The 26,796-nt window shown below is 73.3% G+C and carries 29 protein-coding genes and 1 riboswitch; of the genes, 16 read left to right on the top strand and 13 right to left on the bottom strand.

The features are described from left to right. Positions 1-13: 13 nt before the first annotated feature. The gene (locus N5I75_RS31510; RefSeq protein ID WP_476683157.1) at positions 14-163 is read right to left on the bottom strand and encodes a hypothetical protein; all 150 of its coding nucleotides are present in this window, start codon (positions 161-163) and stop codon (positions 14-16) included. Between the two features lie 30 nt (positions 164-193). On the opposite strand from N5I75_RS31510, the gene hemC reads away from it, so the two are divergent. Further along, entirely contained in the window at positions 194-1,126 is a 933-nt protein-coding gene (gene hemC, locus N5I75_RS31515) for a hydroxymethylbilane synthase (RefSeq protein ID WP_476683159.1), read from the top strand. Positions 1,127-1,149: 23 nt separating this feature from the next. Here hemC and N5I75_RS31520 read toward each other — a convergent pair whose 3' ends face one another. Both N5I75_RS31520 and N5I75_RS31525 read right to left on the bottom strand, forming a co-directional pair. Next, positions 1,150-2,583 (bottom strand): MFS transporter, encoded by a 1,434-nt coding sequence (locus N5I75_RS31520; protein ID WP_476683161.1) that lies wholly within the window; start codon positions 2,581-2,583, stop codon positions 1,150-1,152. Beyond that, positions 2,580-3,167: a TetR/AcrR family transcriptional regulator gene (locus N5I75_RS31525; protein ID WP_476683163.1), complete on the bottom strand. Its 588-nt coding sequence runs from the start codon at positions 3,165-3,167 to the stop codon at positions 2,580-2,582. Before N5I75_RS31525 ends, N5I75_RS31520 begins: the two co-directional genes overlap by 4 nt. Before the next feature lie 53 nt (positions 3,168-3,220). On the opposite strand from N5I75_RS31525, the gene N5I75_RS31530 reads away from it, so the two are divergent. Together N5I75_RS31530 and N5I75_RS31535 are read left to right on the top strand one after the other, a co-directional pair. Next, the gene (locus N5I75_RS31530) at positions 3,221-4,060 is read left to right on the top strand and encodes an enoyl-CoA hydratase/isomerase family protein (protein WP_476683165.1); all 840 of its coding nucleotides are present in this window, start codon (positions 3,221-3,223) and stop codon (positions 4,058-4,060) included. Positions 4,061-4,156: 96 nt separating this feature from the next. Then, positions 4,157-4,588, top strand: a complete 432-nt coding sequence (locus N5I75_RS31535) for a PPOX class F420-dependent oxidoreductase (RefSeq protein ID WP_476683167.1) — start codon at positions 4,157-4,159, stop codon at positions 4,586-4,588. A gap of 10 nt (positions 4,589-4,598) precedes the next feature. Here N5I75_RS31535 and N5I75_RS31540 read toward each other — a convergent pair whose 3' ends face one another. Together N5I75_RS31540 and N5I75_RS31545 are read right to left on the bottom strand one after the other, a co-directional pair. Beyond that, complete coding sequence (locus tag N5I75_RS31540; RefSeq protein WP_476683169.1) at positions 4,599-5,513, bottom strand: SDR family oxidoreductase; 915 nt, start codon at positions 5,511-5,513, stop codon at positions 4,599-4,601. A 125-nt stretch (positions 5,514-5,638) separates the two neighbouring features. Further along, the gene (locus N5I75_RS31545) at positions 5,639-6,661 is read right to left on the bottom strand and encodes an NAD(P)/FAD-dependent oxidoreductase (protein WP_476683171.1); all 1,023 of its coding nucleotides are present in this window, start codon (positions 6,659-6,661) and stop codon (positions 5,639-5,641) included. Between the two features lie 104 nt (positions 6,662-6,765). On the opposite strand from N5I75_RS31545, the gene N5I75_RS31550 reads away from it, so the two are divergent. The 8 genes from N5I75_RS31550 (at position 6,766) to N5I75_RS31585 (ending at position 14,374) form a co-directional block, all read left to right on the top strand. Further along, entirely contained in the window at positions 6,766-7,392 is a 627-nt protein-coding gene (locus N5I75_RS31550) for a helix-turn-helix domain-containing protein (protein ID WP_476683173.1), read from the top strand. A gap of 211 nt (positions 7,393-7,603) precedes the next feature. Then, positions 7,604-8,590 (top strand): NADPH:quinone oxidoreductase family protein, encoded by a 987-nt coding sequence (locus tag N5I75_RS31555; RefSeq protein WP_476683175.1) that lies wholly within the window; start codon positions 7,604-7,606, stop codon positions 8,588-8,590. Continuing rightward, the gene (locus N5I75_RS31560; protein WP_476683177.1) at positions 8,587-9,771 is read left to right on the top strand and encodes an acyl-CoA dehydrogenase family protein; all 1,185 of its coding nucleotides are present in this window, start codon (positions 8,587-8,589) and stop codon (positions 9,769-9,771) included. Before N5I75_RS31555 ends, N5I75_RS31560 begins: the two co-directional genes overlap by 4 nt. Further along, positions 9,768-10,883, top strand: a complete 1,116-nt coding sequence (locus tag N5I75_RS31565; protein ID WP_476683179.1) for an acyl-CoA dehydrogenase family protein — start codon at positions 9,768-9,770, stop codon at positions 10,881-10,883. Before N5I75_RS31560 ends, N5I75_RS31565 begins: the two co-directional genes overlap by 4 nt. A gap of 107 nt (positions 10,884-10,990) precedes the next feature. Then, positions 10,991-11,365 carry a VOC family protein gene (locus N5I75_RS31570; protein WP_476683181.1) on the top strand — a complete coding sequence of 125 codons (375 nt, stop codon included), beginning with the start codon at positions 10,991-10,993 and terminating at the stop codon, positions 11,363-11,365. Between the two features lie 162 nt (positions 11,366-11,527). Beyond that, positions 11,528-12,385, top strand: a complete 858-nt coding sequence (locus N5I75_RS31575; protein ID WP_476683183.1) for a phosphatidylinositol-specific phospholipase C/glycerophosphodiester phosphodiesterase family protein — start codon at positions 11,528-11,530, stop codon at positions 12,383-12,385. Positions 12,386-12,496: 111 nt separating this feature from the next. Next, the gene (locus N5I75_RS31580; RefSeq protein WP_398202042.1) at positions 12,497-12,691 is read left to right on the top strand and encodes a hypothetical protein; all 195 of its coding nucleotides are present in this window, start codon (positions 12,497-12,499) and stop codon (positions 12,689-12,691) included. A 90-nt stretch (positions 12,692-12,781) separates the two neighbouring features. Beyond that, positions 12,782-14,374, top strand: coding sequence for a hypothetical protein (locus tag N5I75_RS31585; protein ID WP_476683185.1), 1,593 nt, complete (start codon positions 12,782-12,784; stop codon positions 14,372-14,374). Here the strand turns inward: N5I75_RS31585 and N5I75_RS31590 are convergent. Beyond that, complete coding sequence (locus N5I75_RS31590) at positions 14,371-15,615, bottom strand: phosphodiester glycosidase family protein (RefSeq protein ID WP_476683187.1); 1,245 nt, start codon at positions 15,613-15,615, stop codon at positions 14,371-14,373. The genes N5I75_RS31585 and N5I75_RS31590 overlap by 4 nt on opposite strands. A gap of 38 nt (positions 15,616-15,653) precedes the next feature. Further along, entirely contained in the window at positions 15,654-16,025 is a 372-nt protein-coding gene (locus N5I75_RS31595) for a DUF779 domain-containing protein (RefSeq protein ID WP_476683189.1), read from the bottom strand. Positions 16,026-16,100: 75 nt separating this feature from the next. On the opposite strand from N5I75_RS31595, the gene N5I75_RS31600 reads away from it, so the two are divergent. Next, the gene (locus N5I75_RS31600) at positions 16,101-16,466 is read left to right on the top strand and encodes a hypothetical protein (protein ID WP_398202033.1); all 366 of its coding nucleotides are present in this window, start codon (positions 16,101-16,103) and stop codon (positions 16,464-16,466) included. Between the two features lie 21 nt (positions 16,467-16,487). Here the strand turns inward: N5I75_RS31600 and N5I75_RS31605 are convergent, their stop codons facing one another. Beyond that, a complete protein-coding gene (locus N5I75_RS31605) occupies positions 16,488-17,594 on the bottom strand; it encodes a hypothetical protein (RefSeq protein WP_476683191.1) in 1,107 nt (368 codons plus the stop codon). A 203-nt stretch (positions 17,595-17,797) separates the two neighbouring features. On the opposite strand from N5I75_RS31605, the gene N5I75_RS31610 reads away from it, so the two are divergent. Continuing rightward, on the top strand, positions 17,798-18,418 hold the full coding sequence (locus N5I75_RS31610) for an L-threonylcarbamoyladenylate synthase (RefSeq protein ID WP_476683193.1): 621 nt from the start codon (positions 17,798-17,800) through the stop codon (positions 18,416-18,418). Between the two features lie 2 nt (positions 18,419-18,420). Here the strand turns inward: N5I75_RS31610 and N5I75_RS31615 are convergent, their stop codons facing one another. Genes N5I75_RS31615 through N5I75_RS31625 form a run of 3 tightly spaced genes read right to left on the bottom strand, consistent with a single transcriptional unit; the run spans position 18,421 to position 21,313 of the window. Then, a complete protein-coding gene (locus N5I75_RS31615; RefSeq protein WP_476683195.1) occupies positions 18,421-19,197 on the bottom strand; it encodes an ABC transporter ATP-binding protein in 777 nt (258 codons plus the stop codon). After that, entirely contained in the window at positions 19,194-20,258 is a 1,065-nt protein-coding gene (locus N5I75_RS31620) for a FecCD family ABC transporter permease (RefSeq protein WP_476683197.1), read from the bottom strand. Before N5I75_RS31620 ends, N5I75_RS31615 begins: the two co-directional genes overlap by 4 nt. Further along, positions 20,255-21,313: an ABC transporter substrate-binding protein gene (locus N5I75_RS31625; RefSeq protein WP_476683199.1), complete on the bottom strand. Its 1,059-nt coding sequence runs from the start codon at positions 21,311-21,313 to the stop codon at positions 20,255-20,257. The genes N5I75_RS31620 and N5I75_RS31625 overlap by 4 nt, the downstream gene beginning before the upstream one ends. A 37-nt stretch (positions 21,314-21,350) precedes the next feature. Continuing rightward, positions 21,351-21,543: riboswitch (cobalamin riboswitch) on the bottom strand. A 78-nt stretch (positions 21,544-21,621) separates the two neighbouring features. Between N5I75_RS31625 and N5I75_RS31630 the strand changes: the two genes are divergently transcribed. Then, a complete protein-coding gene (locus N5I75_RS31630; protein ID WP_476684840.1) occupies positions 21,622-22,113 on the top strand; it encodes a nucleotidyltransferase domain-containing protein in 492 nt (163 codons plus the stop codon). Between the two features lie 12 nt (positions 22,114-22,125). Here the strand turns inward: N5I75_RS31630 and N5I75_RS31635 are convergent, their stop codons facing one another. Both N5I75_RS31635 and N5I75_RS31640 read right to left on the bottom strand, forming a co-directional pair. Beyond that, a complete protein-coding gene (locus N5I75_RS31635; protein WP_476683201.1) occupies positions 22,126-23,388 on the bottom strand; it encodes an arginine deiminase in 1,263 nt (420 codons plus the stop codon). Between the two features lie 37 nt (positions 23,389-23,425). After that, a complete protein-coding gene (locus tag N5I75_RS31640; RefSeq protein WP_476683203.1) occupies positions 23,426-24,877 on the bottom strand; it encodes a basic amino acid/polyamine antiporter in 1,452 nt (483 codons plus the stop codon). Positions 24,878-25,035: 158 nt separating this feature from the next. Here N5I75_RS31640 and N5I75_RS31645 point away from each other — a divergent pair, with 158 nt between their 5' ends. Next, positions 25,036-26,130, top strand: a complete 1,095-nt coding sequence (locus N5I75_RS31645) for a baeRF3 domain-containing protein (protein ID WP_476683205.1) — start codon at positions 25,036-25,038, stop codon at positions 26,128-26,130. 47 nt (positions 26,131-26,177) lie between these two features. Continuing rightward, the gene (locus tag N5I75_RS31650; protein ID WP_476683207.1) at positions 26,178-26,774 is read left to right on the top strand and encodes an FxLYD domain-containing protein; all 597 of its coding nucleotides are present in this window, start codon (positions 26,178-26,180) and stop codon (positions 26,772-26,774) included. The last annotated feature ends 22 nt before the right edge of the window (positions 26,775-26,796 follow it).

Genomic DNA, 26,796 nt, shown 5'->3' on the forward strand with positions numbered 1-26,796 from the left:
TCGGCACCGCCGTCTAGGACCCGCGCCCGGTCCAGCCCGTCGCGGCCACCACCTCGCGCGCGATGTCGGTGACCGACCTGCCATCCGTCGCCCCCCGCACCGTCGCCGGACGGGACCCCCGCTCCAGGAGCCGCGCTTCCGCCTCGTCCGCGATCTCGTTCATGCGGGGCGGCGCAAGCACTATGGTGTCCGAATGGTTCCCGAGCTGATCCGTATCGTCTCCCGTTCCTCGCCGATGGCCCTCGCCCAGGTCGAGCGGGTCCGCGCCGAACTCGCCGCGCTGCACCCGGGCGTGCGCACGGAGGTCGTCCCCGTCACCACGAGCGGCGACAAGTGGATGGGCGATCTCGCCGCGCTCGGCGGCAAGGGCGCCTTCACCAAGGAGGTCGACCAGGCGCTGCTCGACCACCGCGCCGACCTCGCCGTGCACTGCCTCAAGGACATCCCGGCGGACCGGCCGCTGCCGGAGGGGTGCACGTTCGGCGCGTACCTGAAGCGCGACGACGTGCGCGACGCGCTGATCGACCCGCGGGGCCGCACCCTGGACGAGCTGCCCGAGGGCACCCGCATCGGCACGTCCTCGGTCCGCCGCGTCGCCCAACTGGCCGCCAGCCATCCGCACTTGACCTGCGTCCCGATGCGCGGCAACGCCAACCGCAGGCTGGAGAAGCTCGCCGCGGGCGACGCGGACGCGCTGCTCCTCGCCGTGTCGGGGCTCGAACGGATCGGCCGCCCTGACCTCATGACCGACATCCTGTCGCCGGAGACCATGTGTCCGCCGATCGGCGCCGGCATCCTCGCCCTGCAGTGCCGCGCCGACGACGAGGCGACCCTGGAGGCGGTGAGCGGGCTCGGCCACCGGGAGACCTGGCGGGAGGCGACCGCCGAGCGCATGTTCCTGCACGTCCTGCAGGGGCACTGCAACTCGCCGGTCGCCGGCTACGCGCGCGCGGAGCGCAGCGGCGACCTGTCCCTGCGCGCCTGCGTGTTCACACCGGACGGGAAGCGCGTGCTCAACGCCCAGGAGTGGGCCGGGCCGCTGGACCCCGCGACGCTGGGCATGTCCGTGGCGGTGGCGCTGCTGCGGCAGGGCGCGCGCGAGCTGATCGACTCCATCGCGCACTGATGTACCGGGCCCTTCATCGGCCCTCATCGGCCCTCATCGGGCTTCATTCGGGCCCCTGACTCGACGCGTAGGGGGCCCGCGCCGGGCAGTCGCACCGCGGCGATCGCGCCCGCGCAGGTCAGGACCGCGAGGACGGTGAGCGTCGGGCCCATCGACGCGGTCAGGTCCCGGCCGGACACGAGCAGCGTCGTGGCGACGGCCGTCCCGAGCGTCGGGCCGACGTTCATCGCCGTCTGCTGCAGCCCGCCCGCCACCCCGGCCTCGTCGGGCGCGGCCCGGCGGACGAGGACCTCCGTCGCGGTGACCATGACGGTGCCGAAACCCGTGCCCATGGCGACCGCGCAGGCCCCCACCGGCAGCGCCGTGGCCGTCGCGTCGAGGCGCCCGAAGACGAAGACGCCGACCGTCATCAGGGCCATCCCCGCCCCGGTCGTCGCCCGCGCCCCGAGACGCCGCAGCAGCACCGCGCTCAGCGGCGCCGCGAGCACCATGCACAGCGCGGCGGGCAGCATGAACAGGGCCGTGTCGAACGCGCCGAGCCCCAGCACGTCCTGGAGGAAGTACGAGGCCACGAACAAAGCCCCCATCAGCGCGGCCGACGCGGCGAGCAGGATGCCGAGCGCCGCCACGACCACGGGTGACGCGACGGCCGACGGCGGCAGCAGCGGGTCCGGGGCGCGGCGCTCGTGCCGGACGAGGCAGACGGTCGCGGCGATCGCCCCGGCCGTCGTCAGGACCGTGACCGCCGAGCGGCCCGCGTCGGGCAAGGTGACCAGCGCCGTGACGAGACACGCGAGCGCCACCCCGAGCAGCGCCGCCCCGGCCGGGTCCAGACCCACCGGCCGCGACGCCGCCGACGCCCCTGACACCGGCGGCGTCTCCGGCACCGAGGGCATCCCGGGTTCCCGTGCGCGCAGGACGAGGACCGCGATCACCACCGCGGGCAGCACCCCCAGGAAGAACACCGACCGCCAGCCGAACTGCGCCGTCAGGACGCCGCCGATCAGCGGGCCCGCGGCGGCCGAGACGCCGATCGCGCTCGTGCGCAGGGCGATGGGCATGCCCAGCTCGTCCGGCGGGTACGCCGCCCGCAACATGCCGAGGGTCGCGGGCTGGAGCAGCGCGCCGCACACACCCTGCACGACACGGAGCGCGACGACCGATCCGATGCCGGGCGCGCACCCGATCGCCGCCGACGTGGCGGCGAAGCCGAGCATGCCGAGGGCGAAGAGCCGCCGGTGCCCGTACCGGTCGCCGAGCCGCCCCGCGAGGACCAGGAGCGACGCGACCGCGATCAGATAGCCCGTACTCGTCCACTGGGCCTCGGCGAGCGACGCTCCCAGGTCGCGTTGGAGTTCGGGACGGGCGACCGTCAGGACCGTACCGTCGAGGGCGACGAGCACCGCCCCGACGACGCTGCCGGCGAGCGTGACACGGCGGTACGACAGCACGCTCACGGCGCCACCGCCCCGAGATGGGCGTCGAGCACCGAGGTGAGGAGGGGCTCGATCGAGTCGCCGCCCACCGCGAGCTGCAGGCTTCCCCAGCGCCAGAGCTGGGCGAGGCCGTGCAGGTTCGCCCACAACGCGCCCGCCACGACCGCCGGTTCGGCGTCCGGGCGGACCTGCGCCACCAGAGTGGCCCACATGCGGAAGAGCGGCAGGCTCGTGTCGCGCAGCCCAAGACCGCCGCTCTCCAGGATGTCGTGGCGGAACATCAGCTCGTACATGCCCTGGTGGTGGCGGGCGAAGTCCAGGTAGACGCGGGCGAGGTCGGCGAGCCGGGCGCGCGGGTCGTCCGCGTCGCCGGCGCGCACGGTCTCCGTCGCCCGCGCGCCCAGCTCCTCGAAACCGCGTCGCGCGATCGCCGACAGCAGCTCCAGGTGGGTGGGGAAGTGGCGGCGGGGCGCGCCGTGCGAGACGCCCGCCCTGCGGGCGATCTCGCGCAGGGACAGCGCCGCCGCGCCCTCGGCGTCGACGAGCGCCACGCCGGTGTCGATGAGGCGGTCCCGCAGGCTGCCGCCGCTGCTCTCCTGTTGCATAGACACTGTCTACCGGAGTTTAGTAGACGCTGTCTACCGAAGAGGGAGGCTCCATGATCGACACCACCGACACCCGGATCCCGGACGGTGCGGAGCGGCGGCTGCGCCTGGACGTGGGGGAGGGGGGCGTCGGCGTGCTCACGCTCTGCCGTCCCGCCAAGCTGAACGCGTGGAGCTGGGAGTCGACCCGGCAGCTCGGCGTCATGGCCGACCGGATCCGGTTCGACGACCGGATCCGCGTCGTGCTGCTGCGCGCCGAGGGCCGCGCCTTCTGCGCGGGCATCGACGTGGGCGCGCCCGGCGGCGCCATCGACGGCGCGAGCGGCTCCGCGCGCAGCCGCGCCTACTACGAGGGTGTCCGCTGGGCGCACGAGCGGTTCGCCGCGTTCGCCCGGCTGCCGCAGCCCGTCGTCGCGGCCGTGCAGGGGTACTGCCTGGGCTTCGGGTTCGAGCTGGCGCTCCTGGCCGACGTACGGATCGCGGCCGACGACGCCGTGTTCGCGCTGCCCGAGGCGGGGTTGGGGGTCGCCGTCGACGCGGGCGGGGACCTGCGGATCGCGCGGGAGGCGGGGGCGGGCTGGGCGAAGTTCCTGGCGCTGACCGGGCGCCGGATCGACGCGGAGACCGCGTACCGGCTGCACCTGCTGCAACAGGTGGTACCTGTCGCGGATCTGGAGGACGCCGCCTCCGCGGTGGCCGCCGAGATCGCCGCGAACGCGCCGCTCGCCGTGCAGTCCGTCAAACGGGACATCGACGCGTACGCCGACCAGGGCCTCGACGCTGCCCTGGACCGGGTGGCCGCCAGCGCCGCGCTCACGCTCACGTCCGACGACGCGGCGGAAGGCTTCGCCGCGAAGGCGGACCGCAGGCCACCGGAGTTCAGGGGCGCGTGAGTCCGCCCCGCACGGGGTTCCCGCGTGGGTCAGGATGGGCACAGCACATCGCGTCGTATCCGCGGGGCCCGCGCCCCGCCCGCTGGAGAGGTGACCATGACCACCGCACCCTTCGACCCGCGCTCCCTGCTCGCCGAGAGCCGTCTCGGCGTCCTCGCCACGATCAAGTCCGACGGCCGCCCGCAACTGTCGCCCGTCACCCCGTTCTACGACCGCGCGACCGAGACTTTGTACGTGTCCATGACCGAGGGCCGCGCCAAGACGGCCAATCTGCGCCGCGATCCGCGCGCCGCGCTGGAGGTCACCGCCCCCGACGCCGGGGCCTGGGCCACCGCCGAGGGCGCGGTGAAGCTCACCGGGCCCGGCACCGACCCGCACGGGCCCGAGGTCGAGGCGCTGGTCGCCTACTACCGCAAGGCCGCGGGCGAGCACCCGGACTGGGACGAGTACCGGGCGGTGATGGTCTCCGACCGCCGGGTGCTGATGGAGATGGCGGTGGACCGCGTGTACGGGCAGCGGATCCGCTGAACCCCGCGCCTCACCCGGCCTCGAACGGGCCGCGCCCCAATTGCTCGCGCACCGGCGTCACGGGCGGGTTCACGAGGGTGCGCCGCTGCCAGTTGGCGCCGTCCACCACCAGCGTGTGCCCGCTGATGAAGCGCGCGTAGGGGGAGGCGAGGAAGGTCGCGGCCCAGCCCAGCTCGCGCGGCGCGCCCGTCCGGAGCGCGGGCTGCCGGGCGCCGAGGTCCCCGGCGTGGCCGGAACCGGCGTCGAGACCGGCCCGGATGTCGGGTGTCATGTCCCCGTGCGGCATGAGACCCGGCACCAGGCCGTTGACCTGGATGCCGTACGGGCCCCACTCCACGGCCAGTGTCTCCACGAGGCTCTTGACGCCCGCCTTCGCCGCCGCGCTGTGCGCGAAGCCGGGCCCGCCCGTCCACGCGTAGGAGGCGCCGACGGCGAGCACCGAGCCCGGGGTGCCCGCGGCGAGGTGGCGGCGGCCGAACTCGCGCGTCATCAGGAACGTCCCCGTGAGCGTGGTGTCGACGACGGCGCGCCAGCCGTTCGGCGACAGGTCCTCGGCCGGGACGGGGAAGTTGGCGGCGGCGTTGTTCACCAGCACGTCCGGGACGCGGCCGTGAGCCGCCACAGCCGCGTCAAAGACCTCGGCGACGCGGTCCGCGTCCCGGATGTCGCAGACCGCCGAAGTGACCGGGCCCGCGCCCTCGATGCCCGCCAACTCCGTTCGCGCGGGCGCCAGATGATCCGTTTCCCGGCTCGCGATCAGGACGGCGGCGCCGAGCCGGGCGAACTCCGTGGCGATCGCCCGGCCGAGCCCCGTGCCGCCACCGGTCACCAGGACGAGCCGGCCGTCGTAGGTCCCGGGCGGCAGCGCGGCGGCGCCGAGCGGGGGAGGAGCGGGCAGACCGCGCGGTACGCCGGGAGTCGTCATGCGGGCATGAATAGCGCCCAGGGGCGCAACTAGCCATGCCGGCGGACGACTTGTGCTGCCCGGCGCTCGGCTCGGCGCCCAGGCCGCTCAAGGCACCGTGTCCGCACGCGAACCGCTCGGAGACCTCACGCCCCGCGTGCCTCGCGGGCCCGCGCCACCGCGCGTTCGCCCTCCGGGGAGAAGACGCCGCCGCGGCGGCGCTCCGCCACGCGCTCCAGGTCGGTGTGGAGGAGTTCGGCGTTGAGGGTGGCCCCGGCCCGGTAGCCGGCGCTCGCCGCGTTGACCACCTGTTCGGCGGCGCCCGCCGCGTTGCCGACCGCGTAGACGCCGGGGACGCTGGTCTGCCCCGCCGGGTCCACGTCGACGAACGGTCCCGCCGGGGTCTCCTTGGTGCGGGCGCCGAGTGCGCGGAGCAGGGCGTCGCGCGGGACCATGCGCGGTGCCACGACGAACACCGAGCGCGCGAACTCCCGCCCGTCGGCGAGCCGGACCCCGCTCAGCGCGCCGTCGGTCACCACGAGCCCGTCGAGCTTGCCGGTGACCACACTGACGCCCGCCGCCGCGAGGAGCTGCCAGTCGGCGTCGGGCAGCTCGTCCTCGTCGGCGCCGTCCAGGAACAGGGTCACGTCGTCCGAGAGGCGGCTGAACATGAGGGCCTGGTGGATGCCGGACGCCTGCGCGTACAGGACGCCGATCGCCTCGTCCCGCACCTCCCAGCCGTGGCAGTACGGGCAGTGGATCACGTCGGCGCCCCACCGCTCGGCGACGCCGGGAAGGTCCGGCAGCTCGTCGGCGAGGCCGGTGGCGATCACGAGCCGGCGGGCGTGCACCCGGCCGCCGTCCTCCAGGTCGGCGTCGAACTCACCGGACCCGTCCGGCTCGGCGGCCACCACCCGGTCCCGGACGAGCTCCACCCCGTACGCGGAGACCTCGCGCCGCACCTCGGCCAGGAACTCGGCGGGCGCCATGCCGTCGCGCGAGGGGTAGCCGTGCATGTGGGCGGCGGGCGCGTTGCGCGGCTCGCCCGCGTCGACGACGAGGACCGAGCGGCGCGAACGGCCCAGGATCAGCGCGGCCGCGAGGCCCGCCGTCCCTCCGCCGACGACCACGACGTCGTACGCGTCCCGTGCGTGCTGCCGATTGCCCATGATGACCACCTCGTGCTGATTGTGAGCGTTGCGTCCTCGTGCCCCGACGGTGCACCCGCACGTCCGGTATTGACAAACAGACTTGCCGAAACTGCAATGGAAGAATGAAGCGGAACCTTCCTCAGCCCACGGACGAGGCGTCCGAACCCGGTATGGACGCGGTGCTCAGCGGCGTCGGACCGCGCCTGCGCGCCCTGCGCAAGGAGCGCGGCGCCACGCTCTCCGGGCTCTCCGAGACCACCGGCATCTCGGTCAGCACGCTCTCCCGCCTGGAGGCGGGGCTGCGCAAGCCCAGCCTGGAGCTGCTCCTGCCGATCGCCCGCGCCCACCAGGTGCCGCTGGACGAGCTGGTCGGGGCCCCGCCCGTCGGGGACCCGCGGGTGCGGGCGAAGCCGATCGTGCGGCACGGGCGGACGATGATCCCGCTCACCCGTCAGCCCGGGGGGCTCCAGGCGTACAAGGTCATCGAGCCGCCGCGGACGGACGAGCCCGATCCGCGGACGCACGAGGGGTACGAGTGGATCTACATGCTCTCGGGCAAGCTGCGGCTCGTGCTCGGCGAGCACGACGTGATCCTCGGTCCCGGGGAGGCGGCCGAGTTCGACACGCGGGTGCCGCACTGGTTCGGGGCGACGCCGGACGGGCCCGCGGAATTCCTGAGCCTGTTCGGGCCGCAGGGGGAGCGGATGCATGTGCGGGCGCGGCCCTCGCGGGGCGGGGCGGGTGACTGATCGCCGGGGCGTGCGGGGGTGGCGCGGATGCGTCTGCCCTGGGCTGTCGGGGCGCGGCTGCGGCGCCGTCGGGGCTGGGCGCGCCGTTCCCCGCGCCCCTGAGGGGCGCACTTCGTGCCCCCTCCCTCCGCGATCGGCATTCCCAAGCGGCAAGCGACCGCTTAGTATGCGGCTGAACGTGAACCTGGTAGCCAGTCCGTGGAGGCCCCGCATGCAGGCATGGCAAGTGCACGAGAACGGTGAGCCGAGCGAGGTGATGCGGCTCGAGGAGATCGAGCGCCCCGTGCCCGGCGACGGGCAGGTCCTGCTCAAGGTGCGTGCCGCCAACATCAACTTCCCGGACGCGCTGCTCTGCAAGGGCCAGTACCAGGTCAGGCCCCCGCTGCCGTTCACGCCCGGCGTGGAGATCTGCGGCGAGACCGAGGACGGGCGCCGCGTCATCGCCACCCCGGCGCTGCCGCACGGCGGCCTCGCCGAGTACGTCGTCGCCGACGCGCGCGCCCTGCTGCCCGCGCCCGACGCGCTCGACGACGCCGAGACCGCCGCGCTGCACATCGGCTACCAGACCGGCTGGTTCGGCCTGCACCAGCGCGCGCACCTCCAGGAGGGCGAGACGCTGCTCGTGCACGCCGCCGCGGGCGGGGTCGGCAGCGCCGCCGTCCAGCTCGGCAAGGCCGCGGGCGCCAAGGTCATCGGCGTCGTCGGAGGCCCCGACAAGGCGAAGGTCGCGCGCGAGCTGGGCTGCGACGTCATCGTGGACCGGCGGAGCGAGGACGTGATCGCCGCCGTGAAGGAGGCCACCGGCGGGCGCGGCGCCGACGTGATCTACGACCCCGTGGGCGGCGAGGCGTACACGCAGTCGGCCAAGACGGTCGCCTTCGAGGGCCGGATCGTCGTCGTCGGCTTCGCCAGCGGCACCATCCCGAGCCCCGCGCTCAACCACGCCCTGGTCAAGAACTACTCGATCATGGGCCTGCACTGGGGCCTGTACGCCACCAAGAACCCGAAGCTGATCCCGCACTGCCACGGGCAGCTCACCGAGCTGGCCGCGCGCGGCGCCATCAAGCCGCTGGTCAGCGAGCGCGTCGACCTGACGGAGGCGGCGTCCGCCGTCCAGCGCGTCGCCGACGGCGTCACGACCGGCCGCGTCGTCGTCGTCCCGGGCCTCCACGCGCGTACGGAAGGAGCCGCCGCATGAGCACCGACGCCGCGCGCCTGCGCACCCTCACCCAGGAGTTCCTGGCCGCCCACCCGCCCGCCACGACGCCCCGCGCGGACTTCCTCAGCGCCCGCTTCGACGCCGGGCTCGCCTGGGTGCACTACCCGGAGGGGCTCGGCGGGCTCGGCGTGCCGCGCGCGCTCCAGGCCGTCGTCGACGCGGAGCTGGAGGCGGCGGGCGCCCCCGACAACGCGCCCCGGCGCAACGGCATCGGCCTCGGCATGGCCGCCCCGACCATCCTCCACTACGGCACCGACGACCAGAAACGGCGCTTCCTCAAGCCGCTCTGGGTCGGCGACGAGATCTGGTGCCAGCTGTTCAGCGAGCCCGGGGCCGGTTCGGACCTGGCCGCGCTCGGCACCCGGGCCGTCCGCGACGGCGACGACTGGATCGTCAACGGGCAGAAGGTGTGGACGTCCGGCGCGCACAACGCCCGGTTCGCCATCCTCATCGCCCGCACCGACCCGGACGTGCCCAAGCACCGGGGCATCACGTACTTCGTCTGCGACATGACCGACCCGGGTGTCGAGGTCCGGCCGCTGCGCCAGATCACCGGCGAGGCCGAGTTCAACGAGGTGTTCCTCACCGACGTCCGGATCCCCGACGCCCACCGGCTCGGCGCGGTCGGCGACGGCTGGAAGGTCGCCCAGACCACCCTCAACAACGAGCGCGTCGCCATCGGCGGCATGCGCATCCCCCGCGAGGGCGGGCTCATCGGCATCGTCGCCAGGACGTGGCGCGAGCGCCCCGAGCTGCGCACGCCCGACCTGCACCAGCGCCTGGTGAAGCTGTGGGTCGACGCCGAGGTGGCGAGGCTCACCGGTGAGCGGTTGCGCCAGCAGCTCGTCGCGGGCCATCCCGGGCCCGAGGGTGCCGGGATGAAGCTCGGCTTCGCCCGCCTCAACCAGGAGATCAGCGGCCTGGAGGTCGAACTCCTGGGCGAGGAGGGCCTGTTGTACGACGACTGGACGCTGCGGCGCCCCGAGATCGTCGACTTCGCGGGCCGCGAGGCCGGATACCGCTACCTCCGCGCCAAGGGCAACAGCATCGAGGGCGGGACGAGCGAGGTCCTGCTGAACATCGTCGCCGAGCGCGTCCTGGGCCTGCCGCCCGAGCCGCGCACCGACAAGGACGTCGCCTGGAAGGACCTCGCCCGATGAGTACCCGGAGCACCCAGCCCGATCTGCTGTACTCCGAGGAGGAGGAGGCGCTGCGCTCGGCCGTCCGCGACCTCCTCGCCGACCACAGCGACGCCGCCACCGTCCTCGCCCGCGTCGAGACGGACGAGCCGCACGACCGCGCCCTGTGGAAGAACCTCGCCGAGTCCATGGGCCTCGCCGGCCTCCTCGTCCCCGAGGAGAACGGCGGCCAGGGCGCCACGCACCGCGAGGCCGCCGTCGTCCTGGAGGAGCTGGGCCGGGCCGTCACGCCCGTCCCGTACCTGACCAGCGCCGTCATCGCGACGGAGGCGCTGCTCGGCTGCGACACGGACGAAGCGCGGACGCTGCTCGCCTCCCTCGCGTCCGGCCGCACGGTGGGCGCCCTCGCGGTGCCCCTGTCGGCGGCGCCGGGCGCGGAGTTCAGTGACGTACGGGTGTCGGACGGGGCGCTCGCCGGACGCGTCACGGCGGTGGCGGACGCCACGGCCGCCGATGTGTTCCTGGTCCCGACGCCGGACGGGCTGTACGCGGTGGACGCCACGGCCGCCGGCGTCACGGTCGAGCCCCAGATCTCCTTCGACCGCACGCGTCCGCTCGCGGCGGTGACGTTCGAGGCCGTGCCGGGCCGCCTCCTCACCACGGACGCCGCCCCCGCCGTCCACCGGGCCCTGCGCGCCGGTGCCGGTCTGCTCGTCTCGGAACAACTCGGCCTCGCCGACTGGCTGCTGACGGAGACGGTGCGCTACACGCGGGACCGCAACCAGTTCAACCGGCCCGTCGGCTCCTTCCAGGCGCTCAAGCACCGGCTCGCGCAGCTCTGGCTGGAGGTCGTCAACACCCGCGCCGCCGCCCGCAACGCGGCCGACGCGCTGGCCACCGGCGCCGACGACGCCGATCTCGCGGTCGCCGTCGCCCAGGCGTACGCGGCGCCGGTCGCGGTCCGCGCCGCCGAGGAGGCGCTCCAGCTGCACGGCGGCATCGGCATGACCTGGGAGCACCCGATCCACCTGTACCTGAAGCGCGCCAAGGCGGATTCGATCGCCCTGGGCACGTCGGGCCACCACCGGGAGAACCTGGCCGAGCTGGTCGACCTCCGGCCCCGCGGAGCCTGAGGCGGCCGGGCACCGGCAGGGACAGCGGCCGCCGCTCCGGCGCCGGCCGCTGTCCGCTGTGCCCGCACCCTGGACAGCGGGTCGGGCCGCGTGATCCATTGGCCCGCATGACGTCCCTGATCAGACATGTGACCATCGACTGCGCCGACCCCTACGCCCTGGGCCGGTTCTGGGCCGAGGCGCTGGGCGGCAGCCTCGCCGACGACGACCACCCGGGCGACCCGGAGGCGCTGGTGGCGAGCCCCGCCGCCCACCTGCTGTTCATCCGGGTCGACGACCCCCGGACGGTCAAGAACCGCGTGCACCTGGACCTCCAGCCCCAGGACGTCACCCGCGACGAGGAGGTCGAGCGCCTGCTCGCCACTCGGCGCCACCCTGCACGAGGACCACCGCCGCCCGATGGCCGGGGCTGCGGCCACCTCCGCGACCCGGAGGGCAATGAATTCTGCGTCGAACGCAGCGCCGCCGAACGCACCGACTGAACCCGGCCCGGGCGCTCCGCAGCCCCACGCGCCGCATGTCCCGCCGATGAACCAAGGGCGGCAGTCCGGCCAACTCCCGCCTCAGCCCTGCCCCTTGGCGACACCCGCCCCCCATACTCGCCGTGTCCGCTCTTCCCCAGCCGATCGACATGGGAGGCACACATGGCCCCGACCACCCGTCGCAGAGCCCTCGGTACGTTCGTCGCCGCGCTTGCCGCAGGTGCTGCCACGCCGCAGCTTGCTCATGCCGGGGAGGGGAAGCGGGGGCCGCGGCCGTTGCTGCGGGCCCACGCGCACAACGACTACGACCACCCGCGGCCCCTCTTCGACGCGCTCGACCACCGGTTCAACAGCGTCGAGGCCGACATCTACCTCGTCGACGGCGATCTGCTGGTCGCGCACGACCCCGTCGACCTCGACCCGGGCCGCACGCTCGAATCGCTGTACCTCGCCCCGCTGGCCGCCCGTGTCAGGGCCCAGCACGGCTCGGTGTACCGCGGCTGGCGGATACCGTTCCAGCTGCTGATCGACATCAAGACCGAGGGCGCCGCCACCTACCTCGAACTCGATCGACAACTGCGGCGCCATCGCGGTCTCTTCACGACGTACGCCCACGGCCGCGTCCGCACCGGGCCCGTCACCGCCGTCGTCTCCGGGGACCGCGCCGCCCGCGCCCCGATGGAGGCCCAGCGCGCCCGCAGCGCCTTCTACGACGGCCGCCTCACCGACCTGGGCACGTCGGCCCCGGCGTCCCTCATTCCGCTCATCAGCGACAACTGGTCCACGAACTTCACCTGGCAGGGCGTCGGCCCGGTCCCCGCCGCCGAGCGCACCAAGCTGCGCTCCATCGTCGCCGCGGCCCACAAGCGCGGACAGCGCGTACGGTTCTGGGCCACGCCCGATCTGCCGGGCCCCGCGCGCGACGCCGTCTGGACCGAGCTGCTCGCCGCGCGCGTCGACCACCTGAACACCGACGACCTCGCGGGACTGGAGCGTTTCCTCGACGCCCATAACGGGTGAGCCAGATACAACACCCGATCGGGGGACAGGTCAGACACCGCCGAACGGCCTCCGCTGCGCCACACTTGCGGCCGCAAGCCACGGTGCCGGCGTGGCGGAGGAGGTTCGACGGTGTCTCTGTCCATTTCCATCGTGCTGCTGCTCCTGATCGTCGCGGTGATCTTCCTGCGCAACGGAGCCATGAAGTTCTCGCACGCCCTCGTGTGCGTCCTGCTCGGGTTCCTGCTCGCGGGCACGAACGTCGCGCCGACCATCAACGACGGCCTCAACGCCACCGCCGGACTGGTCAGCAGCCTCCAGCCATGACGCGCGGCACGGGCACGTGATCGTTTCGGGTTCGTGAACAACCACCGTGCGAGCATGGACACTTCAAGCGGCTGAACCTAGCTTCGGGCCATGCCGCAGCGAAGAAGCCTCGCCCGCGCCGCCCTGGCCGCGCCTGTGTTCCTTGCGACCCTCGTGGCCCTCGGCGCCGTCCAGTCGCCCGACGCCCGGGCCGACGAGATCCCCAAGGCGCCGGGCCACCGGCTCGTCACGCAGTACGAGGGCGCCCCCGCCACCCCGCAGCCGGTGCCGGGCAGAGCCCCCGCCCAGCACCCCTTCCTCGCCGCCAACGGGCGCAGCGGCATGCACGCCGACGCCGGAGGCAGCGGCACCTACCCCTGGGCCGGGCCCGCCGGGCGGGACCCCGCCGTCACCAGCGAGCAGATGGCCGCGCTCGGCGGCGAATGCGCCAACGTCACCTTCGACAAGGCGGGCCGCATCGTCACCGTCTGCGGCACCTTCACCGGCTTCCTCGTCAAACTCCTCGACCCGCACACCCTGGCCACCCTCGCCGAGTACAAGCTGCCGCAGCGCCCCTCCACCGTCGAGGCCCTCACCCGCCTCGACTTCTCCCGGATCTTCAAGGACACCTCGGGCGGCGCCTACTCCTACCTCGACGAACAGGACCGCCTCGTCCTCGCCGACTCCCGCCAGCACATCGTGCGCCTCGCCCACGAGCAAGCCGCGGACGGCACCTGGCGCTTCGTCGTCACCGACGACTGGGACCTGACGGCCCACGTCCCCCACGACTGCGTGAGCTGGACGAACCTGTACCCCAGCGGCACATGCGACCCCGTCACCTCCGTGGTGCCGGACTGGTCGGGCCGGATCTGGTGGGTGACCCGCCAGGGCCGCGTCGGCACGGTCGACCCCGCCACCCAGGACATCAAGTCGGTCCGGCTCGACGGCGAGGAGATCCAGAACTCGTTCTCCGTCGCCGAGGACGGCGTCTCCATCGTCACCGACCACGCCCTCTACAGCTTCGGCACCACCGCCGACGGCACCCCGCGCACCGTCTGGCGCCAGACCTACGACCGCGGCACCGGCACCAAACCCGGCTCGGTCAACCAGGGTTCGGGCACCACCCCCGACCTGTTCGGCACCGAGGACGACTACGTCGCCATCACCGACAACGCCGACGACCGCATGAACGTCCTCGTCTACCGGCGCGGCGCCGACGTCCCCGCCGACCGGCGCCTCGTCTGCAAGGTCCCGGTCTTCGGCTCGGGCGCCTCCACCACCGACAACAGCCTCATCTCGTACGGCGACAGCCTGATCGTCGAGAACAACTACGGCTACGAGAACATCACCTCGCTCACCTTCGGCCGCAGCGTCGTCGGAGGCGTCACCCGGATCGACGTACGCCCCGACGGCAGCGGCTGCGACACGGTCTGGGAGAGCGGCGTGCGCTCCCCGTCCACCGTGCCGAAGCTCTCGACCGCCAACGGGCTGCTGTACTTCTACACCAAGGAGCCCAACGCCCTCGGCATCGACGCCTGGTACCTCACCGCCGTCGACTTCCGCACCGGCGCGACCCGCTGGAAGCGCCTCGCCGGGACCGGTGTCGCCTACGACAACAACTGGGCGCCCGTCACCCTCGGCCCCGACGGCACGGCCTACGTCGGCGTCTTCAACGGCCTCCTGGCCGTACGGGACCAGGGCTAGCCGCGAGCCCACACCCCGATGCCGTTGGCGACCGCGCGCTCGGGGGCGTCCGTCGGGTGGTTGAGGATCGCCACGGACGCCGCCCCCGGCTCCCGGGCCACCAGCGTCGACGAACCGCCGCCGTCGAGCGAGAACGCGTCGTCCGCGCCGAGCGCACGCATCGCCTCGGCGACCTCCGCGATCGACAGGCCCGTGCGGTACGCGGGCGCCCCGTCCAGGGCGAGGAGGTAGAGCGTGCGGCCGTGGTCGCCGATGCCCGCCGCCGTACGGACCGCCGACGTGGTCGCGTCCAGACCGGGCAGCGGGGCACCGCCGCGCAGCACCGGATAGCCGCCGACCGCGAACCGGTACGGGACCCGTGACCGCGCGGCGACCAGGCGGTGGCGCACCTGGACGGGGTCGCCCGCCGACAGCTTGCGCAGCCACTGCGCGCCCGCCTCCCGGCCCACCAGGACGGTCGTGCCCTCCGCGATCGGCCCGGCGCCCGGCGTGTCCGCCGCCGCGACGACCCGGCCCCGCTCCACCGTCACCTCGTACGTGTCCGTGGAGCACGGCGCCGCCCGCTGGGTGTCCGTGCCGCACGTCGCCCGCACCCGCGAGACGCTGCCCCACTCCGGGGTGAACGCGCCGACCGAGCCGACGGGGAGCGCGTACTGGTTGAGCCCGCCGAGCGGCAGCCGGTCCGCGCCCGAGCGCACCGAGCCGTCCAGGGCCATGCTGTCGAGCCGCGCCCGCCGGTCGGTCCCGACGCCGAGCACGTCGCGGGTGGAGGTGCCGGGCGGCAGGGCCGGGCCGAACCGCTGCCCGTCCGGGACGGCCGCCTTCAGGGTGCGGCCGCTCGCGATCGCCGGGCCGACCGCGGCGCCCGTCGCCTCGACGCCGGGGTGCTGGGCCTCGCTGATGTTGAAGAAGTCCCCGTTGACGCCGCCGACGGCGCCGGTCGCGTCCGCCATCGCGGAGACGGTGGCGCGCGCCCCGACCGCGCCCGGGTGCAGCAGGTCGACGCGGACCCGCGGGTTGCGCAGATCGACGGTGAGGACGTGGGCGTGGGCCGTGCCCCTGGCGGCGGGCACGTCGAACTCGGCGTACGACACGCCCGGCGCGACCCGCCCGGCGGCAGCGGTGGCCGCGCCCGCCGGTGCCGCCCCCGTCAGACCGGCACCGGTCAGCGCGCCGACGAGCGCGAGGCTCGCCAAGGCCTTTCCGAAAGACGTGCGTCTCTTGTCAACTCTCGTCTGCATCAGGGGAGTTCAGCAGACGACAGGGGTCCCGTCGATGGCTACGCGCCGACAAGGCGGGAACGGATCAGGAAACGTACTCCTTCCGGCGCCTCCAGGGAGAACCCGCTGCCGCGCCCCTCGACGACGTCCACGATGAGGCGGGTGTGGCTCCACACCTCGTACTGGCTCTTGGAGATCCAGAACGGCACGGTCTCCGCCACCCCGTCGACGGCCAGCTCCCCGAGGAGCACGTCGGCGGCGCCGGTGCGGAACTCGCCCGCCGGGTAGCACATGGGCGCGCTGCCGTCGCAGCAGCCGCCGGACTGGTGGAACATCAGCGGCCCATGGTCCTCGCGCAGCCGCCGCAGCAGCTCCGCGGCGGCCGGGGACAGCTCCACACGGGGTGCGTCGTCACGGGCGTCGTCGCTCATAGGACAGAAGTGAAGGCGACAGGACGTTGCGACCACGTTGCACGCGCGGGCGGCTCGCCCGCATAGGCTCCGCACATGGAACAGAGGGAGATCGTTCTGCGGGCCATCGGTGTACTGACCGAGACGCAGGAGATGGTGCGCAGAATCAATGACGGGGCCGAGCTCGACAACGACCTCACCCAGCTCGGGCGGCTCGTGTCGGAGGTGTTCCCGACCATCGAGATCCCGGCCGGGGCCGACCCGGAGGAGGCCGCCGAGCTGGCCATCGCCGCGCTCATGCCGGCCAGCGTGTCGCTCGTCGAGGCGTTCGCGTTCCTCTTCACGCAGCTCGCGAAAGTGCACGACGAGGGAAGGACCGACGTCAACTCCACCGAGCTGCTGCGGGAGATCGCGCTGCGGATGTCCGACCCGGGCGGCCTGGAGGCGGAAGAGGAGGAGTGAGCCCCCGCACGGGCCCCGCGGCTACTTGTGCGGGTCGCGGAAGCGGCCGAACGCCTTCGTGAGCGCGCTCAGCGGCGAACCGTCCGCCCTGGTCTGGCCGGCCCCGGCCGGACCGGGCGGCGGAGCGGCCGCGCCGACCTCGGCGAGCGCCGCCTGAGCCGCCTCGGCCGCCTCCCGGTACAGGTCACGCGACTTCGTCATCGCGTCGAGCGCCTCCGCGTACCGGCCGACCATCGACTGGGCGTGGGCCAGCTCCTCCTCGGGCGTCAGCAGGTGCCAGCCGTGCCGCAGGCGGGTCAGGGCCCGCTCGGCGTCCGGGGTCAGCGGCTGCGGCAGCGCCGCGTACTCGTTGATCCGCTGGAGCAGCTCGACCGGCTCGGAGCCGTCCAGGAAGACATTGCGGACGGCGAAGCGCTCGGCGTCGTACCCCGGCTCCTGCGGGGCCGTCGGCAGGAGCACGGCGCCGCCGCGCGGCATCCTGAGCTTCAGCTCCCGCTTCATCGCGAAATCGGCGATCTGCGCCTGCTCGGGGGTGGCCCGGTGCTCTATCACCCGGTGGCGCAGGCTCGGCGGCAGGAAATCGATCACCGGCCGCTGCCCCCGCGCGTCCGGCGTCATCGCCTCGTGCACCACGACGTGCACGTACCAGCTCTCGCGGGTGCAGTCGCGCAGCCGGTGGCGCAGCTCGTCGTCGTCCTTGGGGAGATGGTTGACCGCGCGCAGGCGCACGCCCGGGATCATCGCGTGGTCCCACGGGATGATGTCGCTGTCCGGCCAGAACATCGTGGCCGGCGAGGGCCAGTTCGGCTCCCACGCCCGCTCGGCCTCGGCCGCCAGGACCCAGATCACGCCGTCGCCGTCCTTGCGGCGCCCCTCGGGCTCGTACGTCGTCAGCTGCGCGCGCACCGTGACGTCGTCGGCGACCCGCCAGCGCGCCTCGAACAGGCGCCGGGCGGTGGGCCCCGGGTCGGCGGACTCGTCGCGCGGGTGCAGGACGGTGGAGCGGGCCGCCTCGACGGGGTCGAGGTCCTGGAAGTCGTCGAGCACCCCGGCCGCCCTGAGGGCGATCAGGTTGCGCCGCACGTCCTGCTCGGGCTCGGGCCGAGGTGGCGTCCGTGACCGAGCCACGCGGTGTCGGGGACGGTGATCGGGGAGCTGCTGTTTTTGGCCATGGGGTTTTCTGTGAGTGGTCGGGGCAGGACCAGTATGGTCCGTGCCGCGCCCGTCGGAAGAGGGCAGGGTGGGCGGGTGTCGGGATTGTCGCGCGTGTACGCGGAATCCGCCGCCCCGCAACGCCGTGGCGTTCGCCACTGATCCCGTAGGGTCGACGGATGGCCCGCTACTTCGATGTGCACCCCGAGAACCCGCAGACGCGCACCATCGGCGCGATCGCCGACTCCGTCCGCGACAGCGCGCTGATCGCCTACCCCACGGACTCCTGCTACGCGCTCGGCTGCCGCCTCGGCAACCGCGAGGGCGTCGAGCGGATCCGCGCGATCCGGCATCTCGACGACAAACACCACTTCACCCTCATGTGCCAGGACTTCGCGCAGCTCGGCAGGTTCGTGCACATCGACAACGACGTGTTCCGCGCCATCAAGGCGGCGACGCCCGGCAGCTACACGTTCATCCTGCCCGCGACGCGCGAGGTGCCGCGCCAGTTGCAGCACCCGAAGAAGAAGACGGTCGGCGTCCGCATCCCCGACCACGTCGTGACCCAGGCGCTCCTCGCCGAGCTGGGCGAGCCGCTGCTCTCCAGCACCCTGCTGCTGCCCGGCGAGGACGAGCCGCTGACGCAGGGCTGGGAGATCAAGGAGCGGCTCGACCACGTCGTGGACGCCGTCCTCGACTCCGGCGACTGCGGCACCGAGCCGACGACCGTCGTCGACTTCTCCGACGGTGAGGCGACCGTCGTACGGCGCGGCGCGGGGGACCCCGACCGTTTCGAGTGAGTTCAGCGCAGAGTGCCGAGGAAGCGGATGTGCGGGCGCTCGCCCGGCCCCGGCCTGGTGATGTGCGCGCGGACGCCGTAGACGCCGGCGATCAGCTCCTCGGTGAGGACGGCGCCGGGCTCGCCCGCCGCGACGACCCGGCCTCCGCGCAGGACCACGACCTGGTCGCAGTAGGCGGCGGCCAGGTTGAGGTCGTGCAGGGCGACGACGCTGGTCAGCTCAAGACCTGAGATCAGGTCGAGCAGCTCCAACTGGTGCTGGATGTCCAGGTGGTTCGTCGGCTCGTCGAGCAGCAGCTCGCGGGGCTCCTGCGCGAGGGCGCGCGCGATCTGCGCCCGCTGCCGCTCGCCGCCCGACAGGGTGTGCCACAGGCGGTCCGCGTGGCCGGCGAGGCCGGTGCGCTCCAGCGCGTCGCGGACCGTCGCCTCGTCCGCCGCCGACGCGGGCGACCAGGCCCTGCGGTGCGGGGTGCGGCCGAGCCGGACGACGTCCGCGACCGTCAACTCGACCTGGGTGTCCGCCTGTTGGTGGACGAGCGCGATGCGCCGGGCGGCCGTCCTGCGCGGGACGGCACCGAGCGCGTCGCCGTCGAGCGTGACGACACCGGACGCCGGGGCGAGCACCCCGGCGAGCAGGCGCAGGAGCGTCGACTTGCCCGAGCCGTTCGGGCCGAGGACGCCGGTGACGGCGCCGGGCCGCGGCGTCAGGCTCACCCCGTCGAGCACGAGCGTGCCGCCCGCCGACCAGGAGACGCGGTCCGCCGCGAGGCCCGCGCTCACCGGGCGCCCCGGGCGCTGCGACCGCCCCGGCCGGCCCGGCCGCCCCGGCCGCTTCCGCGGAAGAGGACGAGCACGAACGCGGGCACGCCGATCAGCGACGTCACCACCCCCACCGGAACCTCCTGCGGTTCGAGGACCGTACGGGCCAGGGTGTCGACCCAGACCAGGAACACCGCCCCGGCGACCGCCGTGACCGGGAGCAGCCGGGTGTGCCCGGGGCCGACCAGGGCGCGCGCCGCGTGCGGGAGGACGAGCCCGACGAAGCCGATCGCCCCGGCCGCGCTGACCAGGGCCGCCGTGAGCAGCGCCGTCACGCAGAGCAGGACGATCCGGGTCCGCGCGACGTGGACGCCGAGCGCGGCGGCGGCCTCCTGCCCGAAGGCGAACGCGTCCAGGGTCCGCCCGTACCCGAGACACACCGCGAGCGCCACGATCAGCACGGCGAGGCACAGCCACACTTCGGTCCAGCCGACGCCGCCGAGCGAGCCGAGCAGCCAGAACAGGACGCCGCGGGTGGTCTCCGCGTCGGCGGCGGTCAGGATCACGAACGAGGTCAGCGCCGAGAAGAGCTGCATCGCGGCGACCCCGCACAGCACCACCCGGTCCGTCGAGCCGCCCAGCAGGTGGCTGAGCACGAGGACGAGCGCGAACGAGCAGAGCGCGCCGAGGAAGGCGCCGCCGGAGACGGAGAGCGCGCCGCCGCCGAGGCCCAGGACCACGACGAGGACCGCGCCGGTCGAGGCGCCCGAGGAGACGCCGAGCACGAACGGGTCGGCGAGGGGGTTGCGCAGCAGCGCCTGCAGCACCGTGCCGCAGACGGCGAGGCCCGCGCCGCAGACCGCCGCGAGCAGGGTGCGCGGAAGGCGCAGGTTCCACACGATGCCGTCGCGGATCGGGGAGAGGTCCGAGGTGCCCCAGCCGATCCTGGCGCCGACCGTCGACCACACGTCGGCGACGCGGATGTGCGCGGGCCCGATCGTGATGGCGACGGCGACCGATACGCAGAGCGCCGCGAGGGCCGCGGCCCAGTAGAGGGCGGGGCGGACCACCGTGGTCGTCACTTGTCGAGGCCGAACTCGCGCAGCGCGGCGGCCACCTTCTCCACGCCCTCGACGGTGCGGATGGTGGGGTTGAGGGCCTGCCCGCTGAGCAGCACGTACCGCTTCTCGCGCACGGCCGTCATGTTCTTGGTGACCGGGTCGGACTCCAGGAACCTGATCTTCTGCGCGGCGGACTCGGCGGACTGGGAGCGGCGGGTGAGGTCGCCGATGACGAGGACGTCCGGGTCGCGGTCCGCGACCGTCTCCCAGTTGATCTGCGGCCACTCCTCGTGGGTGTCGTCGAAGACGTTGCGCACGCCGAGTTCCTTGGTGACGATGCCGGGCGCGCCGCAACAGCCCGCCATGTAGGGCGAGTCGGAGTTGGCGAACCAGTACAGGACGCTCACGCCGTCGGCGTCGATCCCGGTCGTCGCCTTGTCGACCCGGGACGTGAGCTGAGCGACGAGCTTCTCGCCGCGCTCCTCGACGTCGAAGATCCGCGCCAGGTCACGTATCTCGCCGTAGACCGTGTCCATCGTCAGCGCGCTGGTGCGGACGCCGTCGCCGTCCCCGCTGTTGTCCTTGCCCGCGCAGTCGCTGGGGGAGAGGTAGGTGGGCACGCCGAGCTTCTCGAACTTGTCGCGCGGTGCCACGCCGCCCTTGCCGATCGTGTACTGGAAGGAGGCGGCGGCGAAGTCCGGTTCGGTGTCGAGGACCTTCTCGAAGGAGGGGTAGCGGTCGGCGAGGCGCGGCACCTTCGCGTTCGCCTTCTCCAGGCCCTTGAGGACAGGGTCGGTCCATGTCGCGGTGCCGACCATCCGGTCCGCGAGCCCGAGCGAGAGCAGGATCTCCGCCGAGCCCTGGTCGAGGGCGACGGCCCGGCGCGGGGTGTGCGCGACGCGGACCGTCGCGCCGCAGTTGTCGAGGGTGACGGCGGCGCCTGCACCCTGGGCGGCGTCGGCGGAGCCGTCGCCACCGCCGCACGCGGTCAGGAGAAGGGCGCCCGCCCACAGCGGTGCGAAGTGGCGGAGTCGACGTGCGAAGGGCACGGGGGTTCCTCTGCGTCCAGGGCCCATACGCGGAGCCGGCCTACGGTTCACCCCCGGCCGGGTCTCGGTCCGGAGGCCGCCAGCAGGTCTTCGGACTCGGGATCGTCCAGGCGGAGCGCCTTCCCGAACCGTCGACCGGCTCAGTGGCAGTGGCCCCGCCCGTCCCCCTCACCGCTGCGCGTCAGCTCCGGACTCTCACCGGATTCCCTGACCCGTACGCGCTCCCTACAGAACGCACAAAGGTACGACTGGCTCACGGAACGTATCACGGGCCCACCCACGCCCCCGAAATCCGTTCGCCGCCCGCGCCCCGCCCGCCTAGCCTGCCTCGCGTGATGACAGCGGACGACGTACGAGGCGTCCTCGCCCTGCTGCGGGAGGCCGGGGCGGACGTGTGGATCGGCGGCGGCTGGGGCATCGACGCCCTCGTCGGCGAAGAGACCAGGGACCACCGCGACCTCGATCTCATGCACCGGCACGAGCAGGAGCCCGCCGTGCTCGCCGCCCTCACCGGCGCAGGGTTCGCCGAGACCCTCGACTGGCGCCCCGCGCGCTTCGTCCTCGCCCACCCCGACGGCCGCGAACTCGACCTGCACCCCTTGCGCTTCGCCGCCGACGGGTCGGCCGAGCAGTCCTCGCTCGACCCGGAGCGGCCGTTCCGTTACCCGGCGGAGGTCTTCGTCACCGGCACGATCGCGGGGGAGCCGGTCCCGTGCCTCTCGGCCGAGCAGCAGGTGCGCTTCCACCAGGGCTACGAGCCCGCCGACCGCGACCGGCACGACATGGCGCAGCTGCGCCGGGTCTTCGGCATCGCCACGCACTTCTGACCGGGCGGCGCCTCAGTAGGAGACGGGGTCGCGGACGATCGGGCATGTCATGCAGTGGCCGCCGCCCCGGCCGCGGCCGAGTTCCGCGCCGACGATCGTGACGACCTCGACGCCCGCCTTGCGCAGCAGCGTGTTGGTCTGGGTGTTGCGGTCGTAGGTGACGACGACCCCGGGCTCCAGGGCGACCGCGTTGTTGCCGCTGTCCCACTGCTGGCGCTCGGAGGCGTACACGTCGCCGCCGGTCTCGATGACCCGTAGCCCCGGCAGGCCGAGCCCCCGCGCGACGACGTCGACGAACGGGGTCGTCCCCTCGTCGGTGATGTCGAGCCCCGGCGCCTTGTCGCTGGGGCGCAGCGAGAACGTGTGCACCGAGTCCATGATCCGCGGGTAGAGCGTGACGATGTCCCGGTCGGCGAAGGTGAAGACGGTGTCCAGATGCATCGCCGCGCGCAGCTTCGGCATCCCGGCGACGATGACGTGCTCGGCCGCGCCCTTCTCGAACAGGGCGGTCGCGACCTGCGTGATCGCCTGCCGCGAGGTGCGCTCGCTCATGCCCATCAGGACGACGCCGTTGCCGACCGGCATGATGTCGCCGCCCTCGAACGTGGCCTGACCCCAGCCCTGTTCGGGGTCGCCCCACCAGACGGTCGAGCCCGCGAACTCCGGGTGGAAGCGGTAGACCGCCTTCATCAGGAGGGTCTCGTCGTGGCGTGCGGGCCAGAACAGCGGGTTCAGCGTCAGGCCGCCGTAGAGCCAGCAGGTGGTGTCGCGCGTGTAGAGCGTGTTGGGCAGCGGCGGCATCAGGTACTCGCGCACTCCGCTGGACTCGCGCGCCATCGACACGTACGCGGAGCGGTACTCGTCCGGCAGATCGGTGGTGGCGAGCCCGCCGATGAGGAACTCGGCGAGCTTCTCCGGCCGCAGCGTCTCCAGGAAGGCGCGGGTGTCGTCGATGAGCCCGACCCCCACCTGATTGGCGACGATCTTGCGGTCGAGCAGCCAGTCCTTCGCCTCGGGCAGCGCCATCGTCTGCGCGAGCACCTCGTGCAGCTCGACGACCTCGATGCCGCGCTGCCGCATCTTGTTGACGAAGTCGGCGTGGTCGCGCTGCGCGTTCTCCACCCACATCACGTCGTCGAAGAGGAGGTCGTCGGAGTTGGTCGGGGTCAGCCTGCGGTGGGCGAGCCCCGGCGCGCAGACGAGGACCTTGCGGAGCCGGCCCACCTCGGAGTGGACGCCGTAGGCGGCGGACGCGGGTGTCTCGTGGTCGGTCACGGTGTGCCTCCGGGCTTCGGGAAGGGGGTCACGGGTCTCACAGGCTGATCCAGCCCGCCGCCAGGGCGACGACGCCGAGCACGGCACCGGCGACGGAGACGGCGATGACGACCAGCTCGCCCGGCGAGAACAGGCGCCGGCCCTGCTCCCTGCGGGCCATGACGAACAGGATCGTGGCCGGGGCGTAGAAGACGAAGGAGACCAGAAGGAACTTCAGCCCGGCGGCGTACAGCAGGAACGCCGTGTAGAGCGTGGCGACCGCCGCGATCACCAGTTCGCGCGACGAGGTGCGTCCGCCCTCGGTGAGCGGGTCCTCCCGCGCCCCGATCCGGACGGCGAAGGCGGCCGCGAAGAGGTACGGGATCAGGGACAGCGCGCTGGTCAGGTTGAGCGCGAAGTTGAACGCGTCGTCCGAGAACGCGGTGACGATCAGCACCAGCTGGGTGAGGACCGTCGTCATGAGCAGCGCGGGCACCGGCACGTCGGCCGGGGTCGAGCGGCGCAGGAAACGCGGCATGTCGTCGTCCTTGGCCGCCACGAAGAGCACCTCGGCGGCCATCAGCGTCCAGGCGAGATAGGCGCCGAGGACGGAGACGATCAGGCCGACGCTGATGAAGACCTTGCCCCAGGTGCCGACGGCGTCCTCGAGCACGCCCGCCATCGACGGCTGGCGCAGCTCCGCGATCTCACCCATCGGCAGGATCCCGTACGACACGATGACGACGGAGGCGAAGACGGCGAAGACGCTGAGGAAGCCGAGGACGGTGGCCCGGCCGACGTCCGAGCGCTTCTTCGCGTGCCGGGAGTACACGCTCGCGCCCTCGACGCCGAGGAAGACGAAGACGGTGGCCAGCATCGTGCCCCTGACCTGCCCGAAGAGGGAACCCGCGTAGTCCGCGCCGCCCCAGTTGTCCGCGAAGACCGACGGGTCGAAGTAGACCAGGGCGAGGACGATGAAGACGAGGATCGGCACGATCTTCGCCACGGTCACGATCCTGTTGATCGCCGCGGCCTCCTTCACACCGCGCCTGATCATCAGGTAGAACGCCCAGAGCCCGGCCGACGAGAGCAGGATCGCGAGCGCCGTGTCGCCCTCGCCGAGCGCGGGCCAGATCGCGCCCACCGTCGACATGATCAGCACCCAGTACGTCACATTGCCGACGCAGGCGCTGGCCCAGTAGCCGAACGCCGAGAAGAAGCCCAGGTACTCGCCGAAACCGGCCTTGGCGTACGCGTACACGCCCGCGTCCAGATCGGGCCTGCGCACGGCGAGGGACTGGAAGACGAAGGCGAGCATCAGCATGCCGGTCCCCGCGATGGCCCAGGCGATCAGCGCGCCCGCGACACCCGTCTCCTCGGCGAAGCGGCTGGGCAGCGAGAAGACCCCGGCACCGACCATCGAGCCGATGACCATGGTGGTCAGGGTGAAGAGAGGCAGCTTGGCGGCGGCCGCGTTCCGCTCGGCGGTCTGCTCCGCGGTCTGCTCCATGGGGCCCCCTGGGTCGGCTGCGGGTCGGGCACCAGTCTCGTACCGCTATGCCAGGTAGCGCACTTTTTGTCGCGTCAAAGGTGGCGGATATGTCCTCCTGTGCACAGCATGGAGGGGTTGCGGCATCCGTAGGCGTTGCGTCAGAAGGGCACTCAGGCATGCACTCCTCGTTGAACCCGGCGATCCTGCGAGACCTCCGCGCGCCGCGGCCCTACCCCGCCGTCTCGCTGGCGATGCCGACCCACCGGACGCAGCCGGCCAACGCGCAGGACCCCGTACGCCTCGACAACCTCGTCCGCGAGGCCGTGCGCCAGCTCGACGCCGACCCCGCCGTGACCAGGGAGCGCCGCGACGCCGTGGTCGCCGAGGTGGAGGCGGCGGTGGCCGAGCTCGACCTCGCCCACGTCAGGGACGGACTGGTGATCTTCGCCGCGCCCGGTGAGCACCAGGCGTGGGCCGTCGACCGGACCGTGCCCGAACGCGTCGTGCTCGCGGACACCTTCCTCACCCGCAACCTCGTCGCCGCCGACGCCGCGCAGCGCCCGTACTGGGTCCTGGCCGTCGCCGCCGACCGGGTCACCCTCTGGGACGGCCGGGGCGAGCGCGTCACGGAGCACACCGCGCACGGCTTCCCGCAGAGCCGCAGCCTGGAGCGCCCGGACTCCGAACGCAAGGAGCGCGTCGGGGACCTGCCCAGCACCTTCCACAGCGAGGAGACCCGGCAGTTCTTCCGCGACGCCGACACCGCCCTGGCCGCCGTCCTGCGCGCCGCACCGCGCGCGCTGTACCTCACCGGCGACCCGGCCGCGCTCGCCCTGTTCACCGACGCGGGGAGCACCGCCCGCGACGCCGTGCAGGTCCCTGTCGGCGGCCTCGCCCAGGCCACCCCGGAGACGGTCGCGCGAGCCATCGGCCCGGCCCGCACCGAGGAGGCCGAACGGAGGAACGCCGACGCGCTCGCCGCGCTCGACCGGGCGCGCGGCGGCAACACCTACGCCGCCGGTGTGGACGAGGTCTGGGAGAAGGCCTCGGACGGCCGGATCCACCGGCTCGTCGTGGAGGAGAACTGGCGCACCACCGTACGGGCCGGGGACGGGCACCTCCAGCCCGCGGCGGACGGCGACGTGGACGCCGTCCACGACATCGTCGACGAGATCGTGGAGTCCGCCCTGGAAACCGGCGCGCAGGTCGACTTCGTCCCGGACGGGACGCTGGCGGACGCGGGGCACGTGGCCGCCGTGCTCCGCTTCTGACCTTGTCGTCCGTGCCCCGTAGTCGTCACAGGAAAGGAACCCCTCCCATGCGTGCAGCCTCCCTCCTCGCCGCCTGCGCGGTCGCCGGTGCGCTCGCGCTCACCGCGTGCGGCGGTGACGACGGCAACGACAGCGGCGCGAGCGCCAGCCCCAGACCGTCGGCCCCCGAGTCGTCGCGGTTCTCCGGTGAACCGCCGTCCTCGATGGCCTCCAGCGCCGAGTCGAAGAAGGCCGAGGCGAAGAAGTCCGCGTCCGCCGCGGCCGAGTCGGCGTCCGAGAAGGCCCACGACTTCGAGGCGTCCGTCGCCGCCGACGTGGAGCGCAACCGGCAGGAGTACACGAAGCAGCTCGACGCCGTCGACGGCCGTGGCAACGCCGTCGACGACGTGTCGCTGACCGGCAAGCCGCTCGCCGAGACCGACAACGTGCGCGCCCTCGTCGTCACCATCACCAACAAGACCGACAAGACGGCGTCCTTCGCGGTCCAGGTCGATTTCAGCGATGCCGACGGCAAGGTCGTCGAGTCCAAGGTCGTCGGGGCGAAGGACCTGAAGGCGGGGGAGCGGGCCCAGCCGCTCGCCATCAGCTCCAAGCCGCCGGAGCCGCACCTCACCGCGAAGATCGCGAAGGCGCAGCGGTACTGAGGGAGGACGGCCCGCGGCCGCT

Source organism: Streptomyces sp. R818 (genome assembly GCF_056172735.1).

Coding starts and splice junctions, on each gene's coding strand:
- N5I75_RS31510 (WP_476683157.1), bottom strand. CDS start 163: ATGAACGAGATCGCGGACGAGGCGGAAGCGCGGCTCCTGGAGCGGGGG.
- hemC (WP_476683159.1), top strand. CDS start 194: ATGGTTCCCGAGCTGATCCGTATCGTCTCCCGTTCCTCGCCGATGGCC.
- N5I75_RS31525 (WP_476683163.1), bottom strand. CDS start 3,167: ATGCAACAGGAGAGCAGCGGCGGCAGCCTGCGGGACCGCCTCATCGAC.
- N5I75_RS31530 (WP_476683165.1), top strand. CDS start 3,221: ATGATCGACACCACCGACACCCGGATCCCGGACGGTGCGGAGCGGCGG.
- N5I75_RS31535 (WP_476683167.1), top strand. CDS start 4,157: ATGACCACCGCACCCTTCGACCCGCGCTCCCTGCTCGCCGAGAGCCGT.
- N5I75_RS31540 (WP_476683169.1), bottom strand. CDS start 5,513: ATGACGACTCCCGGCGTACCGCGCGGTCTGCCCGCTCCTCCCCCGCTC.
- N5I75_RS31545 (WP_476683171.1), bottom strand. CDS start 6,661: ATGGGCAATCGGCAGCACGCACGGGACGCGTACGACGTCGTGGTCGTC.
- N5I75_RS31550 (WP_476683173.1), top strand. CDS start 6,766: ATGAAGCGGAACCTTCCTCAGCCCACGGACGAGGCGTCCGAACCCGGT.
- N5I75_RS31555 (WP_476683175.1), top strand. CDS start 7,604: ATGCAGGCATGGCAAGTGCACGAGAACGGTGAGCCGAGCGAGGTGATG.
- N5I75_RS31560 (WP_476683177.1), top strand. CDS start 8,587: ATGAGCACCGACGCCGCGCGCCTGCGCACCCTCACCCAGGAGTTCCTG.
- N5I75_RS31565 (WP_476683179.1), top strand. CDS start 9,768: ATGAGTACCCGGAGCACCCAGCCCGATCTGCTGTACTCCGAGGAGGAG.
- N5I75_RS31570 (WP_476683181.1), top strand. CDS start 10,991: ATGACGTCCCTGATCAGACATGTGACCATCGACTGCGCCGACCCCTAC.
- N5I75_RS31575 (WP_476683183.1), top strand. CDS start 11,528: ATGGCCCCGACCACCCGTCGCAGAGCCCTCGGTACGTTCGTCGCCGCG.
- N5I75_RS31585 (WP_476683185.1), top strand. CDS start 12,782: ATGCCGCAGCGAAGAAGCCTCGCCCGCGCCGCCCTGGCCGCGCCTGTG.
- N5I75_RS31590 (WP_476683187.1), bottom strand. CDS start 15,615: ATGCAGACGAGAGTTGACAAGAGACGCACGTCTTTCGGAAAGGCCTTG.
- N5I75_RS31595 (WP_476683189.1), bottom strand. CDS start 16,025: ATGAGCGACGACGCCCGTGACGACGCACCCCGTGTGGAGCTGTCCCCG.
- N5I75_RS31600 (WP_398202033.1), top strand. CDS start 16,101: ATGGAACAGAGGGAGATCGTTCTGCGGGCCATCGGTGTACTGACCGAG.
- N5I75_RS31610 (WP_476683193.1), top strand. CDS start 17,798: ATGGCCCGCTACTTCGATGTGCACCCCGAGAACCCGCAGACGCGCACC.
- N5I75_RS31625 (WP_476683199.1), bottom strand. CDS start 21,313: ATGGGCCCTGGACGCAGAGGAACCCCCGTGCCCTTCGCACGTCGACTC.
- N5I75_RS31630 (WP_476684840.1), top strand. CDS start 21,622: ATGACAGCGGACGACGTACGAGGCGTCCTCGCCCTGCTGCGGGAGGCC.
- N5I75_RS31640 (WP_476683203.1), bottom strand. CDS start 24,877: ATGGAGCAGACCGCGGAGCAGACCGCCGAGCGGAACGCGGCCGCCGCC.
- N5I75_RS31645 (WP_476683205.1), top strand. CDS start 25,036: ATGCACTCCTCGTTGAACCCGGCGATCCTGCGAGACCTCCGCGCGCCG.
- N5I75_RS31650 (WP_476683207.1), top strand. CDS start 26,178: ATGCGTGCAGCCTCCCTCCTCGCCGCCTGCGCGGTCGCCGGTGCGCTC.